The organism is Pseudomonas sp. GW822-FHT06D10, assembly GCF_058799535.1.
This window is the reverse complement of the sequence record NZ_JBXALN010000011.1, coordinates 207168-221764: the sequence shown is the minus strand read 5'-3', so window position 1 is coordinate 221764 and position 14597 is coordinate 207168. Positions and strand designations below refer to the sequence as shown.

Annotated in this window: 18 protein-coding genes; 10 read left to right on the top strand and 8 right to left on the bottom strand. The window is 64.8% G+C overall.

The genetic code is table 11. The annotated features are described in order from the left end of the window. Positions 1-236: 236 nt before the first annotated feature. From AC1RL5_RS29705 to AC1RL5_RS29690, 4 genes are all read right to left on the bottom strand, one after another. A complete protein-coding gene (locus AC1RL5_RS29705) occupies positions 237-1193 on the bottom strand; it encodes an AraC family transcriptional regulator (protein WP_492590016.1) in 957 nt (318 codons plus the stop codon). A gap of 155 nt (positions 1194-1348) precedes the next feature. Beyond that, positions 1349-2278 (bottom strand): catechol 1,2-dioxygenase, encoded by a 930-nt coding sequence (gene catA, locus AC1RL5_RS29700; protein ID WP_152686304.1) that lies wholly within the window; start codon positions 2276-2278, stop codon positions 1349-1351. 51 nt (positions 2279-2329) lie between these two features. Then, positions 2330-2620, bottom strand: coding sequence for a muconolactone Delta-isomerase (gene catC / locus AC1RL5_RS29695; protein WP_011062149.1), 291 nt, complete (start codon positions 2618-2620; stop codon positions 2330-2332). Between the two features lie 10 nt (positions 2621-2630). Continuing rightward, positions 2631-3779 carry a muconate cycloisomerase family protein gene (locus tag AC1RL5_RS29690; RefSeq protein WP_011062150.1) on the bottom strand — a complete coding sequence of 383 codons (1149 nt, stop codon included), beginning with the start codon at positions 3777-3779 and terminating at the stop codon, positions 2631-2633. 125 nt (positions 3780-3904) lie between these two features. Here AC1RL5_RS29690 and AC1RL5_RS29685 point away from each other — a divergent pair, with 125 nt between their 5' ends. Then, positions 3905-4813, top strand: a complete 909-nt coding sequence (locus AC1RL5_RS29685) for a LysR family transcriptional regulator (RefSeq protein ID WP_492590014.1) — start codon at positions 3905-3907, stop codon at positions 4811-4813. A gap of 72 nt (positions 4814-4885) precedes the next feature. Here AC1RL5_RS29685 and AC1RL5_RS29680 read toward each other — a convergent pair whose 3' ends face one another. Next, the gene (locus AC1RL5_RS29680; RefSeq protein ID WP_011062152.1) at positions 4886-5638 is read right to left on the bottom strand and encodes an outer membrane beta-barrel protein; all 753 of its coding nucleotides are present in this window, start codon (positions 5636-5638) and stop codon (positions 4886-4888) included. A 184-nt stretch (positions 5639-5822) separates the two neighbouring features. Between AC1RL5_RS29680 and AC1RL5_RS29675 the strand changes: the two genes are divergently transcribed. From AC1RL5_RS29675 to AC1RL5_RS29665, 3 genes are all read left to right on the top strand, one after another. Beyond that, on the top strand, positions 5823-6278 hold the full coding sequence (locus tag AC1RL5_RS29675; RefSeq protein ID WP_145714252.1) for an RDD family protein: 456 nt from the start codon (positions 5823-5825) through the stop codon (positions 6276-6278). A 61-nt stretch (positions 6279-6339) separates the two neighbouring features. Next, positions 6340-6675, top strand: coding sequence for a DUF6388 family protein (locus AC1RL5_RS29670; protein WP_053152665.1), 336 nt, complete (start codon positions 6340-6342; stop codon positions 6673-6675). Between the two features lie 42 nt (positions 6676-6717). Next, positions 6718-7422 (top strand): YoaK family protein, encoded by a 705-nt coding sequence (locus AC1RL5_RS29665; protein ID WP_011062155.1) that lies wholly within the window; start codon positions 6718-6720, stop codon positions 7420-7422. A 15-nt stretch (positions 7423-7437) separates the two neighbouring features. On the opposite strand, the gene AC1RL5_RS29660 is transcribed toward AC1RL5_RS29665, so the two are convergent. Beyond that, a complete protein-coding gene (locus tag AC1RL5_RS29660; RefSeq protein WP_011062156.1) occupies positions 7438-8187 on the bottom strand; it encodes an SDR family oxidoreductase in 750 nt (249 codons plus the stop codon). A gap of 186 nt (positions 8188-8373) precedes the next feature. On the opposite strand from AC1RL5_RS29660, the gene tusD reads away from it, so the two are divergent. The 6 genes from tusD (at position 8374) to AC1RL5_RS29630 (ending at position 11846) form a co-directional block, all read left to right on the top strand. Beyond that, positions 8374-8766: a sulfurtransferase complex subunit TusD gene (gene tusD, locus AC1RL5_RS29655; RefSeq protein WP_019092899.1), complete on the top strand. Its 393-nt coding sequence runs from the start codon at positions 8374-8376 to the stop codon at positions 8764-8766. A 1-nt stretch (position 8767) separates the two neighbouring features. Then, positions 8768-9130 carry a sulfurtransferase complex subunit TusC gene (gene tusC, locus AC1RL5_RS29650; protein ID WP_011062158.1) on the top strand — a complete coding sequence of 121 codons (363 nt, stop codon included), beginning with the start codon at positions 8768-8770 and terminating at the stop codon, positions 9128-9130. Continuing rightward, the gene (gene tusB / locus AC1RL5_RS29645; protein WP_492590012.1) at positions 9130-9426 is read left to right on the top strand and encodes a sulfurtransferase complex subunit TusB; all 297 of its coding nucleotides are present in this window, start codon (positions 9130-9132) and stop codon (positions 9424-9426) included. The genes tusC and tusB overlap by 1 nt, the downstream gene beginning before the upstream one ends. After that, on the top strand, positions 9423-9758 hold the full coding sequence (locus tag AC1RL5_RS29640) for a TusE/DsrC/DsvC family sulfur relay protein (protein ID WP_016966956.1): 336 nt from the start codon (positions 9423-9425) through the stop codon (positions 9756-9758). Before tusB ends, AC1RL5_RS29640 begins: the two co-directional genes overlap by 4 nt. After that, positions 9755-10756, top strand: coding sequence for a glycosyl transferase family protein (locus tag AC1RL5_RS29635; RefSeq protein ID WP_492590010.1), 1002 nt, complete (start codon positions 9755-9757; stop codon positions 10754-10756). The genes AC1RL5_RS29640 and AC1RL5_RS29635 overlap by 4 nt, the downstream gene beginning before the upstream one ends. Positions 10757-10844: 88 nt before the next feature. Continuing rightward, the gene (locus AC1RL5_RS29630; protein WP_492590008.1) at positions 10845-11846 is read left to right on the top strand and encodes a glutathione S-transferase family protein; all 1002 of its coding nucleotides are present in this window, start codon (positions 10845-10847) and stop codon (positions 11844-11846) included. 71 nt (positions 11847-11917) lie between these two features. Here AC1RL5_RS29630 and cysG read toward each other — a convergent pair whose 3' ends face one another. Then, positions 11918-13312: a siroheme synthase CysG gene (gene cysG / locus AC1RL5_RS29625; protein WP_072452743.1), complete on the bottom strand. Its 1395-nt coding sequence runs from the start codon at positions 13310-13312 to the stop codon at positions 11918-11920. Next, positions 13313-14593 (bottom strand): serine--tRNA ligase, encoded by a 1281-nt coding sequence (gene serS, locus AC1RL5_RS29620; protein WP_072452741.1) that lies wholly within the window; start codon positions 14591-14593, stop codon positions 13313-13315. Positions 14594-14597 lie beyond the last annotated feature (4 nt).

Below are 14597 nucleotides of genomic sequence, written 5' to 3'. Positions count from 1 at the left end.
GCGATCGCCAGGCAAGGTCCTGCGGACCTTTTCGCAGCCTCGCAGGCTCGGCAGCGGCTACAAGGGCGTGTAGCCGCTGCCGCAGGCTGCGAACGGCCCGAAGGGACGCCAGGATCCCAAGGCCGCTGGAAGTCCGGCTGGCGATCGCCAGGCAAGGTCCTGCGGACCTTTTCGCAGCCTCGCAGGCTCGGCAGCGGCTACCAGCCGCCGAGCCGAGAGGCGGGCCCATCAAGGGCTCAGTGCCGACGCTTGAGGGTGTCGGAGGGCAGTTCGCCGTATTGCTGGCGGTAGCTTTGGGCAAAACGCCCAAGGTGCAGGAAGCCGAAATCCAGGGCCAGCTCGGTGACGTTGCGCACCGGGCTGTGCGGGTCGCTGAGGCAGGCGTGCACCCGTTGCAGTTTCTGCTGGCGGATGTAGTTCTTCGGCGTGGTGCGGGCGTTGCGCTCGAACAGCGCGTACAACGAGCGCAGGCTCATGCGCGCCTGTTGCGCCAGTTCTTCGCAGCCGATGTCGTGCTTGAGGTTGCGTTCGATGTAGTCGGCAATCCGTTCGAAGGTCGCCGCCGAGGCGCCCAGGGCACCGCGCTGCACGTTGGTCTGCATCAGCCCCAGCAGTTTGCCCACCAGGATGTGCGCGTAGTGCTCCTGGACCTTGGGCATGCTTTCCAGGGCTTCGGCTTCCTGGCACAGCAGGCTCAGCAAGGGCACGAAGCCTTCCAGTTCCTGCAGTTGGTAGCGCTGGCGCAGAAAGCGCACACCCTGCCCCGGGTACTGCCAGCGCTGTTCCTGACAGGCGTTTTCCAGCAAGCGGGTGGGAATCTTGATGATGAATTTTTCGCAGTCGTCGGAATAGGTCAGGTCCACCGGGTCGTCGGGGTTGATCAGCAGCAGTTCCCCCGGGGCGAAGTAGTGCTCCTGGCCCGGGCCACGCCACCGGCAGTGGCCCCGCAGCAGTACTTGCAAGTGGTAGATGCTTTCCAGGGCCGGCGAGGTGACGCGCACGCTGGCGCCGTAGCTGATGCTGCACAAATCCAGGCTGGCCAGGGCCCGGTGCTGCAGGCTGGCCTGGGGATGGCCGGCCCGGGGCAGGCGGATGCAGTGGCTGCCCACGTGCTGGTTGACGTAACCGGATACGGCATAGGGATCGGCTTGAACAAACACGCGGCTGCGTTCACTCAACAGATGCATTTGCATAATCGGGTCACTCTGATTGTTCTTGTTGGGGCTGCACCGCGCGGTGGCAGGCCGCGCAGGCAGGCAATCACGCAAGGTCAAAAAGCCCAGGCCGACAACGACAAAAGCCACGGGCCGCACAAGGCGTCCGTGGCTCGGTCTTGCCGTGCTGGGGGTCAGGCCTCCAGGGCACGCACCCGCTCGTGGCGCTGCTGCTCTTGCGGCTGGGCCGAAGACTGCAGGGTGAAGTCGAACTCGATCTCGGCAAAGCGCCCGCTGACCCCCAGGGCCTTGGCCCGAGCCTGGTCTTCGCTGAAGGTGATCTGGGCGATCAGCTCGTCGCGAGTGGCGTAGGCAAAATCGTCGTGCAGGTACTGGTCGCCATCCAGGTTGATCTGGGTGGTCAGGTGGCGATGGTCATCGGCCGAGATGAAGAAGTGGATGTGCGCCGGGCGCTGGCCATGGCGGCCCAGTTGGTCCAGCAGTTGCTGGGTCGGACCATCCGGCGGGCATCCGTAGCCGGACGGCACGATGCTGCGAAAGCGGTAGCGGCCCTCGGCGTCGGTGACGATGCGCCGGCGCAGGTTGAACTCCGACTGGCTGCCGTCGAAGTAGGAATAGGTGCCTCCGGTGTTGGCGTGCCAGACATCGACGATAGCCCCGGCCAGTGGCTCGCCGGCGGTGTTGCGAACCTGCCCCTGCATGAACAGCACCACCCCCGGGTCGACGCCGTCGTCCAGGCGCGCTTCGCCCTGGCTCAGCGGTGCACCGGCCACGTACAGCGGGCCTTCGATGGTGCGCGGGGTGCCGCCGGTCTTGCCCACCTGTTCGTCGGCAGCGTCCATCAGCAGGTCCAGGTAATGCTCCAGGCCCAGGCCCGCGGCCAGTAGCCCGGCTTCCTGGCGGGCGCCGAGAACGTTGAGGTAGTTGACGGCCTTCCAGAACTCTTCCGGGGTGATCTCCAGGTCTTCGATGATGTTCACCGAATCCCGCAGGATGCGGTAGATGATGGCCTTGGCCCGGGGGTTGCCGCCCTCGGTGAACTGGCCGCTGGCTTCTTCAAGAAACTGCTGGGCGCTGGCAGTGTGGGAAATTCTGACGTTCATGATTAATCCTCATCTTGTATTTATTAGAGTGGTGAACGGGCTGGCACGGGCTCAGCGGTCATCCTCATGAATGGACGAAGGATGCCTGCACATGGCGTCAACTTCGATGGCCATATAGGGGTACAGCGGCAATTGCATCAGGGTGTCGTGCAATTCCTGCACGCTGTCGACGTCGAACACGCTGTAGTTGGCGTACAGCCCGGCGATGCGCCACAGGTGGCGCCACTTGCCTTCGGCCTGCAGGCGTTGGGCCAGGGCCTTTTCGTCGGCTTTCAGCTGCGCGGCGCGCTCGGGGTTCATGTCGACCGGCAGGTTCACGGTCATTTTCACGTGGAATAGCATGCAGCCCTCCTCAGGTGTGATGCAGCACGGGGGTGGTTTTGTCGCGACGGAAGAACGCCAGGCGCTCCTCGTCCAGGCTCAGGCCAAGGCCCGGTGCCTTTGAGACATGCAGGTGGAAATCCCGGTACACCGGCGGCTCGGCGAGGATGTCCTCGGTCAGCAGCAGCGGGCCGAACAGTTCGGTGTCCCAGCTCAGTTTGTTCAGGGTCAGGAAGGCGTGGGCCGAGGCCAGGGTGCCGATGCCGCCCTCGAGCATGGTGCCGCCGTACAGGCCGATGCCCGCCGCCTCGGCAATTGCCGCGGTGCGCAGGGTGGCGCGAGGGCCGCCGTTCTTGGCGATCTTCAGGGCGAACACCGAAGCCGCCCCTTCCCGGGCCAGGTTGAAGGCGTCTTCCACGCACTCGATGGATTCGTCGGCCATGATCGGCGCCGGGCTGCTGGCATTCAGGCGCACCATGCCGGCGCGGTTGTTGCGCGAAATCGGTTGTTCGATCAGGTCGATGCCATTGCCGCCGAGGATGCGGCAGGCGCGCAGGGCCACGGCTTCGTCCCAGGCCTGGTTGACGTCGACCCGCACGCTGGCGCTGTCGCCCAGGGCCTTCTTGATGGCGATCACGTGGGCCAGGTCGCGGTCCACTTCACCGGCGCCGATCTTCAGCTTGAAGATGCGGTGGCGGCGCAGGTCGAGCATCTTCTGCGCTTCGGCGATGTCCTTGGCGGTGTCGCCACTGGCCAAGGTCCAGGCCACCGGCAGCGCATCGCGCACCCGGCCGCCCAGCAGTTCGCTGACCGGCAGCCCGAGGCGCTTGCCCTGGGCGTCGAGCAAGGCGCTTTCGATACCGGATTTGGCGAAGGTGTTGCCGCGGATGCTCTGCTCCAGGCGCAGCATGGCGGCGTTGATGTTGCTGGCGTCCTGGCCGATCAGCAGCGGCGCGACGAAACGGTCGATATTGGTCTTGATGCTGTCCGGGCTTTCATTGCCATAGGCCAGGCCACCGATGGTGGTGGATTCCCCCAGGCCTTCGATGCCGTCGGCGCAGCGCAGGCGGATCAGCACCAGGGTCTGGTTCTGCATGGTGTGCATGGCCAGCTTGTGGGGGCGGATGGTCGGCAGATCGACGATGATCGTCTCGATCGATTCAATGGCAGAAGCGTGCATTTCCATACCCATCAGGTTCTTGAAGTTCTGCCAGCGATTCTGTCCCGGCTTTTTCCGGGGTTCCAATATAGAATTGGTCTGGCTTGATACCTTTAAGGTATGCACTTCACCACTGGGGAGCTGTCATGGAACTGCGTCATCTGCGCTATTTCCAGGTGCTGGGGGAAACCCTCAATTTCACCCGCGCCGCCGAGCGCCTGCACATCGCCCAGCCGCCGTTGAGCCGGCAGATCCAGCAACTGGAAGACGAGTTGGGGGTGCTGCTGCTGGAGCGTGGCCGACCGCTGCGCCTGACCGCCGCCGGGCGGTTTTTCTACGAGCATTCCAACCGGGTACTGGAGCAGTTGGGCAAGGTCTGCGACAACACCCGGCGCATCGGCCTGGGGCACAAGACCTGGCTGGGCATCGGCTTTGCCCCCTCGACCCTGTACGGCGTGCTGCCGCAACTGATCCGCCGCCTGCGCAGCAACGGCACCCTGGAACTGGAACTGGGCCTGTCGGAGATGACTACCCTGCAGCAGGTGGAAGCCTTGAAGGCCGGGCGCATCGATATCGGCTTCGGGCGTATCCATCTCGACGACCCGGCCATCGTGCAGAAGGTGCTGACCGAAGACCGCCTGGTGGTCGCCCTGCCCGCCGGCCACCCGCTGCTGGGGCAACCGGTGAGCCTGGCGCAACTGGCGGACGAGCCTTTCGTGCTGTACCCGGCCAACCCGCGCCCGAGCTACGCCGACCATGTGATCGCGCTGTTCAGTGCCCGCGGCCTGAACCTGAAGATCGCCCAGTGGACCAATGAACTGCAGACCGCCATCGGCCTGGTGGGCGCCGGCATCGGCATTACCCTGGTACCGGCCTCGGTGCAGGTGCTGCACCGTGACGACATCGGCTTCTGCCCGCTACTGGAGGCCGAGGCCACCTCGCCGATCATCCTCAGCCGCCGCATCGGCGAGCCCTCGCCGGGCCTCACCCACTGCCTGCACCTGATCGCCCAGTTGCGCAGCGAGATCGGCCGCGAACACCCCATCGTCAGCTGAAAGCACAACCGCCGGCCCCATCGAAAGACGGGCACCGGCGGCTCTCTTGCAGCTTGGAACGGGCGGCTGCCCTTAGAAGGTCAGGCCCACCTTGAAGCCATACTCGTTACGCTTGAGCTTGGTGTTGTCAGCCACAGGCGTATCTTCGTCCAGCTTGTACTCGGTGCGGGTGTAATAGACCCCGGCCATGACTGGCAGCGAGCCGTTCTGGTTCATCAAGAAATTCACCTCGGCGTAAGGGTTGGTGCGGTCCTTGAGGTCCACGGTGTCGCTGCCGACGTCATCCACCTTGAGCCGCGCCTTGCCGTTGATGGTGTGGCGCGCACCCAGCTCGACGCGCATGGTCAGGTCGTCAAACTGGTGGTTGTAGCCCAGGGCAGCCTTGGCGAAGGGCGACTTGTTGGTGAGCTTCATGTCGTAGTCGCCGGTGTCCGGCTCGTAGCGGGTCCAGGTGTAGCCACCCCCCACCAGCACATCGACAAAGTTGCGCGCGTCCAGGGCGGCGCGCCAGCCCAGGTCGAGGTCGGCCTGGCCTTCCTTGAGCTTGTTGTCGTGCTTCTTGCCGAACTTGGCCTCGACCCCAGCCTGGTAGATCAGGCCCGATTCGGCGGTCATCTTGTTGCCGAAGTTGTAGAACACACCCCCTTCACCCAGGTGCTCCTTGTCGCTTTCACTACCGCCTTCGAGCTTGAAGTCGTTGTAGCTCCCGAGGATACCCAGGGTGGAAATCGGCCCGGTGGCCGGGGCGGCCATGGCGCTGCTGGAAAGGGCCAGCAAGGTGGCTGCAGAGGTGCTGGCCAGAAGGGTTGCGAATACCTTTGACATCGTGTGTAGATCTCCCTGTTTGAATAAGGCAAATGCTGCAGGAGCCTTTTCGAGGGAAGCCAAAAGCAAAAGGTTCTAATTATTTTTCACGTTTTTTTCACATCCCTGTGAAGCCTCGCCCCCGCAGGGGCTTTAGGCCTTACAATAGGGCGCTCAATACAGGGCGTAGTCTTTGGGGCAGTGCATGGAAGTATCGAGAGCCGGCCTGATCATCCGGCGCATTCTGGCTTATCTGGTCGACGGCCTGCTGGTACTGCTGCTGTGGTTTGTCCTGTGCCGACTGGCCGAACGCCTCCAATACCCGGATATGGAGCAATTCTCCACCTGGTGCCTGCTGGCCACCTGGTGCCTGTATTTTCCCCTCAACGAATACCTGTGGCGTGGCTACACCACCGGCAAGGCACTTTGCGGCCTGCAAGTGATCAATGGCATCGGCCAGCCCCCCTCGCTGTTGCAGGTATTGATCCGCTCGGCGACCCGCCCCTTCGAAGCGGCCATCAGCCCGGTGACCCTGCTGATCTGCTGCGAATCAAGCCGCGGCCAGCGCATCGGCGACCGGCTGGCGCGCACCTATGTCATCCCGTGCAAGGATCTGGCGCGACTGCGTGGCTTGATGACCGCTCAGCCGAACCTGCCTTGAGCATCCGGCCGTAACCCATTCAGTCTTGCGCCCTGGCGTGGCGCTTTTTCCGGGAGTCTTCATGGCAATCGATCAACACCCGCATGAACAGGCCTTGGTCACGTTCCTCGAACAGCGCCCCGAGCTGCGCGAACAGCTGGACAACCTCAACCCCCTGGAAGCCCGGGCCCGGGGCGAAACCCCGGCGCAGTATCGCGCCGAGCGCCTGCATGAAGCCTTCGAGGCCGAAGCCGAACGCCTGGGGCTGTTCGCCTGGGAACTGAGCCTGCAACTGACCGCTGCCAGCCCCGAGGAATTCCACGCCCAGCGCCTCGAAGTGCACCGGGAAGTGGCGGAGATGGCCGGCATGCCGTGGGACGAGTACTGCACCCTGCACCACCTTGACCCTCGGCCTTGACCCCCACGCGCCCCTCGCAGTCCCTGTTCAGGAGAACCGACGATGTTGCCTTCGACTTCCACGCAATCGGCCAGCGCAGCCCTGCAGCACACGCAGAAATGGCGCGGACGGGTCGGCCTCGGGCTGGTGGCCTGCCTTTCGGTGCTGGCGGGGATGACCGACGCCATCGGCTTCATGGCCACCGGGGATTTCGTTTCCTTCATGAGCGGCAACACCACGCGCATGGCCGTAGCCATCAGCGATGGCGAACCGGGCCTGGTGCTGCGCCTGCTGCTCCTGGTGGCCACCTTTATCGTCGGTAACGCCCTGGGCGTGGTGGTCAGTCGCCTGGCCGGGCACCGTGCCCTGCCCTTGCTGCTGAGCATCGGAGCGTTGCTCTGCGCCTCTGCCGCCTGGCCTTTCGAGCAGCAACTGCCGGCCCTGCTGGCGGCCATCATTGCCATGGGCATGCTCAACGCCGCGGTGGAGGAAGTGAACGGCCTGCCCATCGGCCTGACCTACGTCACCGGCGCCCTCTCACGCTTTGGCCGCGGCCTGGGGCGCTGGATGCTCGGCGACCGGCGCAACGGCTGGCGGGTGCAACTGGTGCCCTGGAGCGGCATGTTCGCCGGGGCGGTGCTGGGCGCCTTGCTGGAACAGCACCTGGGGCTCAAGGCACTGTATGTCAGCGGGTTGTTTGCCGTGCTGCTGGGTGTGGCGTCATTGAAGATCCCCCGCCGCTGGCAACTGGGCTACAAGAACCGCTGACATTGAGCATGGCTATCAGCTGAACAGGCCGCCGCTGTCGGTATCGATCACGATCGACGACAGGCTGATATGCCGCGGCCGGGTCAGGGCGAAGATCACGGCCTCCACCACATCACGGTTGGTGCCCTGCTCGCCCTTCTGCCGCGCCGGAATCTGCTGCCAGGCCTCATCCAGCGGCGAGACATCCTCCAGGTACGGCGGGTGCACGCACAGCGAGCGCACCGGTGTGCCCTTGAGCATCTGCCGCAGGCCATCGGCCAGGGCCAGTTGCCCGTGCTTGGCCGCATAGAACGGCAGCGACACGCTGTGCAGCGGTGCATTGGGCAAGCCGCTGATGGAGCCGATGGTGACGATGTCCGGGCGCTTGGAAGCCTTGAGCACCGGCAGCAGGCCCTGGGTCAGGAGGAAGGTGCCGCTCAGTGCGGCGTCGATCACCCCGGTGACTTCAGCGGCGCTGTGGGGCTGCTCGCTGGCCTCCAGCCACATGGCGCCGTTGTTGATCAGGATGTCCACTTGCGGGTGGCGGACGTGGATCTCAGCCAGGGCGGCCTTGACGCTGTCGCTGCTGGCCAGGTCCACCACCACCTGATCGGCGGGGCTGCCGGTACGCGCCTCGATGGCCGCGCTGACCTGCGCCAGGGCCTCGGGGTTGCGCCCACAGAGAATCAGCTTGCAGCCCTGGTCCGCCAGGCTGATGGCAAGCGCGGCCCCCAAGCCCCTTCCGGCCCCCGTGACCACTACCACCGCCGAATTCAGATCCATCATCCCTTGCTCCTTGTCCCCGGTTGAATGAAGGCGCGAGTCTATCCCTCGCTTCGCGGTTTGGGGCCGGGCAATGCTTTACCCGATATGTCCTGCATGCCTGGAACCAGAGCCCCAGGGGCGAAACGGGTTTAGCCGATGTTCGGAGAAAGCTTTATCATGGCCGCAGTTTTATCCATCGAGTCCGTCATGAAGTTCGCCATCGCCCTGTTCTCTGCCGCCCACGCGCCTTCCTCGCGCCGCGCCCTGCTGTTCGCCCAGGCGGCGCTGGCGGGCGGGCATGAAATTGTCCGGCTGTTTTTCTACCAGGACGGCGTGTACAACGCCGCCAACAGCATCGTCACGCCCCAGGACGAACAGGACCTGCCTCGGGAATGGCGCGAGTTTGTCGGCCAGCATCAACTGGACGGCGTGGTGTGCATCGCCGCAGCCCTGCGCCGAGGCGTGTTGAATGCTGACGAAGCCCAACGCTACCAGCGCACGTCGGTGAGCGTCGAAGCCCCCTGGGAGCTCTCGGGGCTCGGGCAATTGCATGACGCGGTACAGGCCGCCGACCGCCTGATCTGTTTTGGAGGGGCGTGACATGGCCAAATCCCTGTTGTTGATCAGCCGCCAGGCGCCGTGGACCGGCCCTGGCGCCCGGGAAGCCCTGGATATCGTCCTGGCCGGCGGCGCCTTCGACCTGCCCATCGGCCTGCTGTTTCTCGATGATGGCGTGCTGCAACTGGCGCCCGGGCAACAGGCCTCGCTGCTGCGCCAGAAAGACCTGAGCGCCAACCTGCAGGCGCTGTCGCTGTTCGGCGTCGACGAACTGTTTGCCTGCAGCGCCAGCCTCGCTGCCCGCGGCCTCGACCCGGCGAGCTTGAGTCTTGACGATGTACAGCTGCTGGACGCCCCGGAACTGGCCGGGATCATCGACCGTTTTGATCAGGTGATTACCCTCTGATGTCGACCTTGCATGTGTTGTCCCACTCGCCCTTCACCGACACCCGCCTGAGCAGTTGCCTGCGCCTGCTGGGCAGCGTCGACGGCCTGCTGCTGTGCGGCGACGCCGCCTATGCCCTGCAACCGGGCAGCGCCATTTGCAGCGAACTGAGCACCCGTAGCGGCTTGAATCTGTACGTGCTGGAAGAAGACCTGAACGCCCGCGGCCTGGCCCTGCCGGCCTGGGCCCGCGCGGTGGACTACCCGGGCTTCGTCGAGCTGTCCCTTCAGCATGACAAGGTCAACACCTGGCTATGAGTACCTTGACCGTGGGCGCTCGCGCCATCGAACTGGACAAGGACGGCTACCTGGTCAACCTCGACGACTGGTCCGCCGACGTGGCGCAAGCCCTGGCCGCCAACGAAGAGCTTGAGCTGAGCGCGGAACACTGGGAAATCCTCGAACTGCTCCAGGGCTTCTACAAGGAGTTCCAGCTGTCCCCGGCCACCCGCCCGCTGATCAAGTACACCGCCCTCAAGCTGGGCCCGGACAAGGGCAACAGCCTGCACCTGAACCGACTGTTCAAAGGCACTCCCGCCAAACTTGCCGCCAAGCTGGCGGGCCTGCCCAAGCCGACCAATTGCCTATGAACGATTTCGCCCCCCTGCTCACCCAAACCCCGGAAGAACACCCTTTCGCCCAGTTCGTGCGCATCCTTGGCAAGGGCAAGCGCGGCGCGCGCAACCTGACTCGCGAGGAAGCCCGGGAAGCCATGGGCATGCTGCTGGACGGCAAGGTCGAGGACACCCAACTGGGCGCCTTCCTCATGCTGCTGCGGCACAAGGAAGAAAGCCCGCAAGAGCTGGCGGGCTTCACCGAAGCCTTGCGCGAACGCCTCAACACCCCGGCGATTGCCCTGGACCTCGACTGGCCGACCTACGCCGGCAAGAAGCGCCACCTGCCCTGGTACCTGCTGGCGGCCAAGTGCCTGGCGCAGAACGGCGTGCGCATCCTGCTCCACGGTGGCGGCGCCCATACGGCCGGGCGCCTCTACACCGAGCAGTTGCTGGAGCCCCTGGGGATTCCCCTGTGCCGTGACTGGCAGGCGGTCGGCCAGACACTGGACCAGGGCAACCTGGCCTTCATGCCCCTGGGGGACTGGGCGCCGCAACTGCAGCGCATGATCGACTTGCGCAACATCCTCGGCCTGCGCTCACCGATCCATTCCCTGGCGCGAATCCTCAACCCCCTGGGCGCCCGCTGCGGCCTGCAGAGCATCTTCCACCCCGGCTACCAGGCAGTGCACCGCGATGCCAGCGGCCTGCTGGGGGACAACGTCATCGTGATCAAGGGCGATGGCGGCGAGATCGAGATCAACCCGGACAGCGCCAGCCATCTGTACGGCAGCACCGGTGGCGTCAGTTGGGACGAGGAATGGCCGGCACTGTCGGCGCAACGCCATGTGAAACCTGCGAGCCTGGAACCCGAGCACCTCAAGGCGCTGTGGCGCGGCGATGTAGAAGACAGCTACCCGCAACTGGCCCTGCTGGCCACCATGGCCCTGGCCTTGCGCGGCCTGGGCACGCCTCGGGAGCAGGCCTTCGAGCGCGCCCGGCAGTACTGGGATGCGCGGGAAAGATCGATTTAATCGATCAAAACCGCCCATGCTTTGCGCTTTTTGTTCGAACCCAGGGGCATAGACTGCACTCCAACGCAAAACAGCCGAGGAGCATTTCATGGGTCTGCTGATCGAAGGGCGCTGGCATGACCAGTGGTACGAAAGCGGCAAGGACGGCGCCTTCCAACGGGAACAGGCGCAACGTCGCAACTGGGTCACTGCCGATGGCCGCCCCGGCCCCAGCGGTGAAGGCGGCTTCGCCGCCGAGGCCGGGCGCTACCACCTCTATGTCTCCCTGGCCTGCCCCTGGGCCCACCGCACGCTGATCCTGCGCAAGCTCAAGGGTCTGGAAAAGCTGATCGACGTCTCGGTGGTCAGCTGGCTGATGCGCGAGAACGGCTGGACCTTCGACACCGCCTACGGCTCCAGCGGCGACCCCCTGGACCACTTCGACTTCATGCACCAGCGCTACACCGCCGACACCGCGGACTACACCGGCCGCGTCACCGTACCGGTGCTGTGGGACAAACAGCGCCAATGCATCGTCAGCAACGAATCGGCGGAAATCATCCGCATGTTCAACAGCGCCTTCGACGGCTTGACCGGCAATACCCTGGACTTCTATCCGCAACCCTTGCGCAGCAGGGTCGATGAGCTCAACGGGCGCATCTATCCGGCACTGAACAACGGCGTGTACCGCGCCGGGTTCGCCACCTCGCAAAAGGCTTATGAGACGGCGTTCGATGATGTCTTCGCCGAACTGGATGCGCTGGAGGCCCTGCTCGACACGCAGCGCTACCTGGCCGGCGAGTACCTGACCGAAGCCGACGTGCGGCTGTTCACCACTCTGATCCGCTTCGATGCGGTGTACTACAGCCACTTCAAGTGCAACCTGCGGCGGATTGCCGATTACCCGAACCTGTCGAACTGGCTGCGGGAGCTGTACCAGTGGCCGGGGATTGCCCAGACCGTGGACTTTACCCACATCAAGGGGCACTACTACGCCAGCCATCGCACCATCAATCCGACCGGGATTGTGCCGAAGGGGCCGTTACAGGACTTCAGCCGCGGCCATGATCGGCAGCGGTTGAGTGGGCAAGGGGTTTGGTGCAGGGGTTGAGGACGCTTTCGCCGGCAAGCCGGCTCCTACAACAGCGGAATGTGTAGGAGCCGGCTTGCCGGCGAAGCTTTTCAGACCTCGGACTGAGCGCCTTCGAACCAGGCCAGCTTCTCGCGTAGCTGGACCACTTCGCCAACGATCACCAAGGTCGGGGCATGCACTTCGTGTTCCGCCACCAGGGCCGGCAGGTTGCCCAGGGTGCCGGTGAAGACACGCTGGTTGCTGGTGGTGCCCTGCTGAACCAGCGCCGCCGGGGTGTCGGCGCCGCGACCGTGCTTGATCAGTTGCTCGCAGATGGTCGGCAAGCCCACCAGGCCCATGTAGAACACCAGGGTCTGGGCCGGCGCCACCAGGTCGCTCCAGGGCAGGTTGCTGGTGCCGTCCTTGAGATGGCCGGTGACGAAGCGCACTGACTGGGCATAATCACGGTGAGTCAGGGGAATCCCGGCATAGGCCGAACAACCACTGGCCGCGGTAATCCCCGGCACCACCTGGAACGCAATGCCGTGGGCCGCCAGCTCTTCGATCTCTTCGCCGCCCCGGCCGAAGATGAACGGATCACCACCCTTCAGGCGCACCACCCGCTTGCCTTGCTGGGCCAGGGTCACCAGTTGCTGGTTGATCTGTTCCTGGGGCACGGCGTGATCGGCACGACGCTTGCCGACGTAGATGCGTTCGGCGTCGCGGCGGCACAGCTCGAGAATCGCCGGTGCCACCAGGCGGTCGTAGAGCACCACGTCGGCCTGCTGCATCAGGCGCAGGGCGCGGAAGGTCAGCAGGTCCGGATCACCCGGGCCTGCGCCCACCAGATACACCTCGCCCGGCGCATGGGGCGCCTTGCCGGCGATCTTGGCCTGCAACAGACGTTCGGCTTCCGCGCCCTGCCCCGCCAGCTGGCGATCGGCGATGGGGCCCTGGAATACATCTTCCCAGAACGCCCGGCGCTGCTGCACATCCGGAAACAGGCCTTTGACCTGGGCGCGGAAACGCGCCGCCAACCCGGCCAGTTGGCCGTAGGTGGAAGGAATCCAGGTTTCCAGCTTGGCCCGGATCAGCCGCGCCAGCACCGGCGCATCGCCGCCACTGGAGACTGCGATGACCAGCGGCGAACGGTCGACGATGGCCGGGAAGATCACGCTGCACAGGGCCGGCGCGTCCACCACATTGACCGGCACGCAACGCCGATGGGCATCGGCGGAGACCTGGGCATTCAGGGATTCGTCGTCGGTGGCGGCGATGATCAGGGTGCAGCCGTCGAGGTCCGCCTCGACATACCCGCGCAACAGGGACTCACCGCCGCTGGCGACGATCAGTTCCTGCAATTGCGCTTCTATTTCAGGTGCGACCACTCGCAGCTGCGCACCGGCATCGGCCAGCAGACGGGATTTGCGCAAGGCAATCTCCCCTCCGCCGACCACCAACACACGACTGCCGCGAAGGTTGTGAAACAGCGGCAGATATTCCATTTAGCCGATGACCTCAAGGCCACCCATGTACGGCTTCAGCACATCCGGCACACGGATCGAACCGTCGGCCTGCTGGTAGTTCTCCAGCACCGCCACCAGGGTGCGGCCCACGGCCAGGCCGGAACCGTTGAGGGTGTGCACCAGCTCCGGCTTACCGGTTTCCGGGTTGCGGAAGCGCGCCTGCATGCGGCGGGCCTGGAAGTCGCCACAGTTGGAGCACGAGGAGATCTCGCGGTACTTGTCCTGGCTCGGTACCCAGACTTCCAGGTCGTAGGTCTTGACCGCACTGAAGCCCATGTCGCCGGTGCACAGGGCCAGTACGCGGTACGGCAGTTGCAGCAGTTGCAGGACTTTCTCGGCGTTGGCGGTCAGGCCTTCCAGGGCTTCCATGGAGGTCGACGGCTCGACCACCTGGACCATCTCGACCTTGTCGAACTGGTGCTGGCGGATCATGCCGCGGGTATCGCGACCCGAAGCACCGGCTTCACTACGGAAGCACGGCGTGTGGGCGACGAACTTCAGCGGCAGTTGCTTGGCGTCGAGAATCTCGCCAGCGACGATGTTGGTCAGCGACACTTCAGCGGTCGGGATCAGGTACAGATCGGCTTCGCCTTCGCGAGTGATCTTGAACAGGTCTTCCTCGAACTTCGGCAACTGGCTGGTGCCCACCAGCGCCGGAGCCTGCACCAGGTACGGGGTGTAGGCCTCTTCGTAGCCGTGCTCGCCGGTGTGCAGGTTGATCATGAACTGCGCCAGGGCGCGGTGCAGACGGGCGATCGGGCCGCGCAACAGGGCAAAACGCGCGCCGGACAGCTTGGCGGCGGTTTCAAAGTCCAGCCAGCCGTGGGTTTCGCCCAGGGCCACGTGGTCCTTGATCGGGAAATCGAAGGCGGTCGGAGTGCCCCAGCGGCGCACTTCGACGTTGCCGTCTTCGTCTTCGCCCACCGGCACCGACTCATGGGGCAGGTTGGGAATGCCGAACAGGATCGAATCCAGTTCGTTCTGGATGTTTTCCAGCTCCGCCTTGCCGGAGCTCAGCTCGTTCCCCATGCGCTCAACGTCGGCCATCAGCGGGGCGATGTCTTCGCCGCGTTGCTTGGCCTGGCCGATGGACTTGGAGCGCGCGTTACGTTCAGCCTGCAGTTGCTCGGTGCGGGTCTGCACGGTCTTGCGCTGTTCTTCCAGCGCTTCGATGCGTGCCACATCCAGGGCAAAGCCGCGGGATGCCAGACGATCCGCTACGTCCTGGAGGTTGCTACGTAACAGTTTGGAATCGAGCATGTCG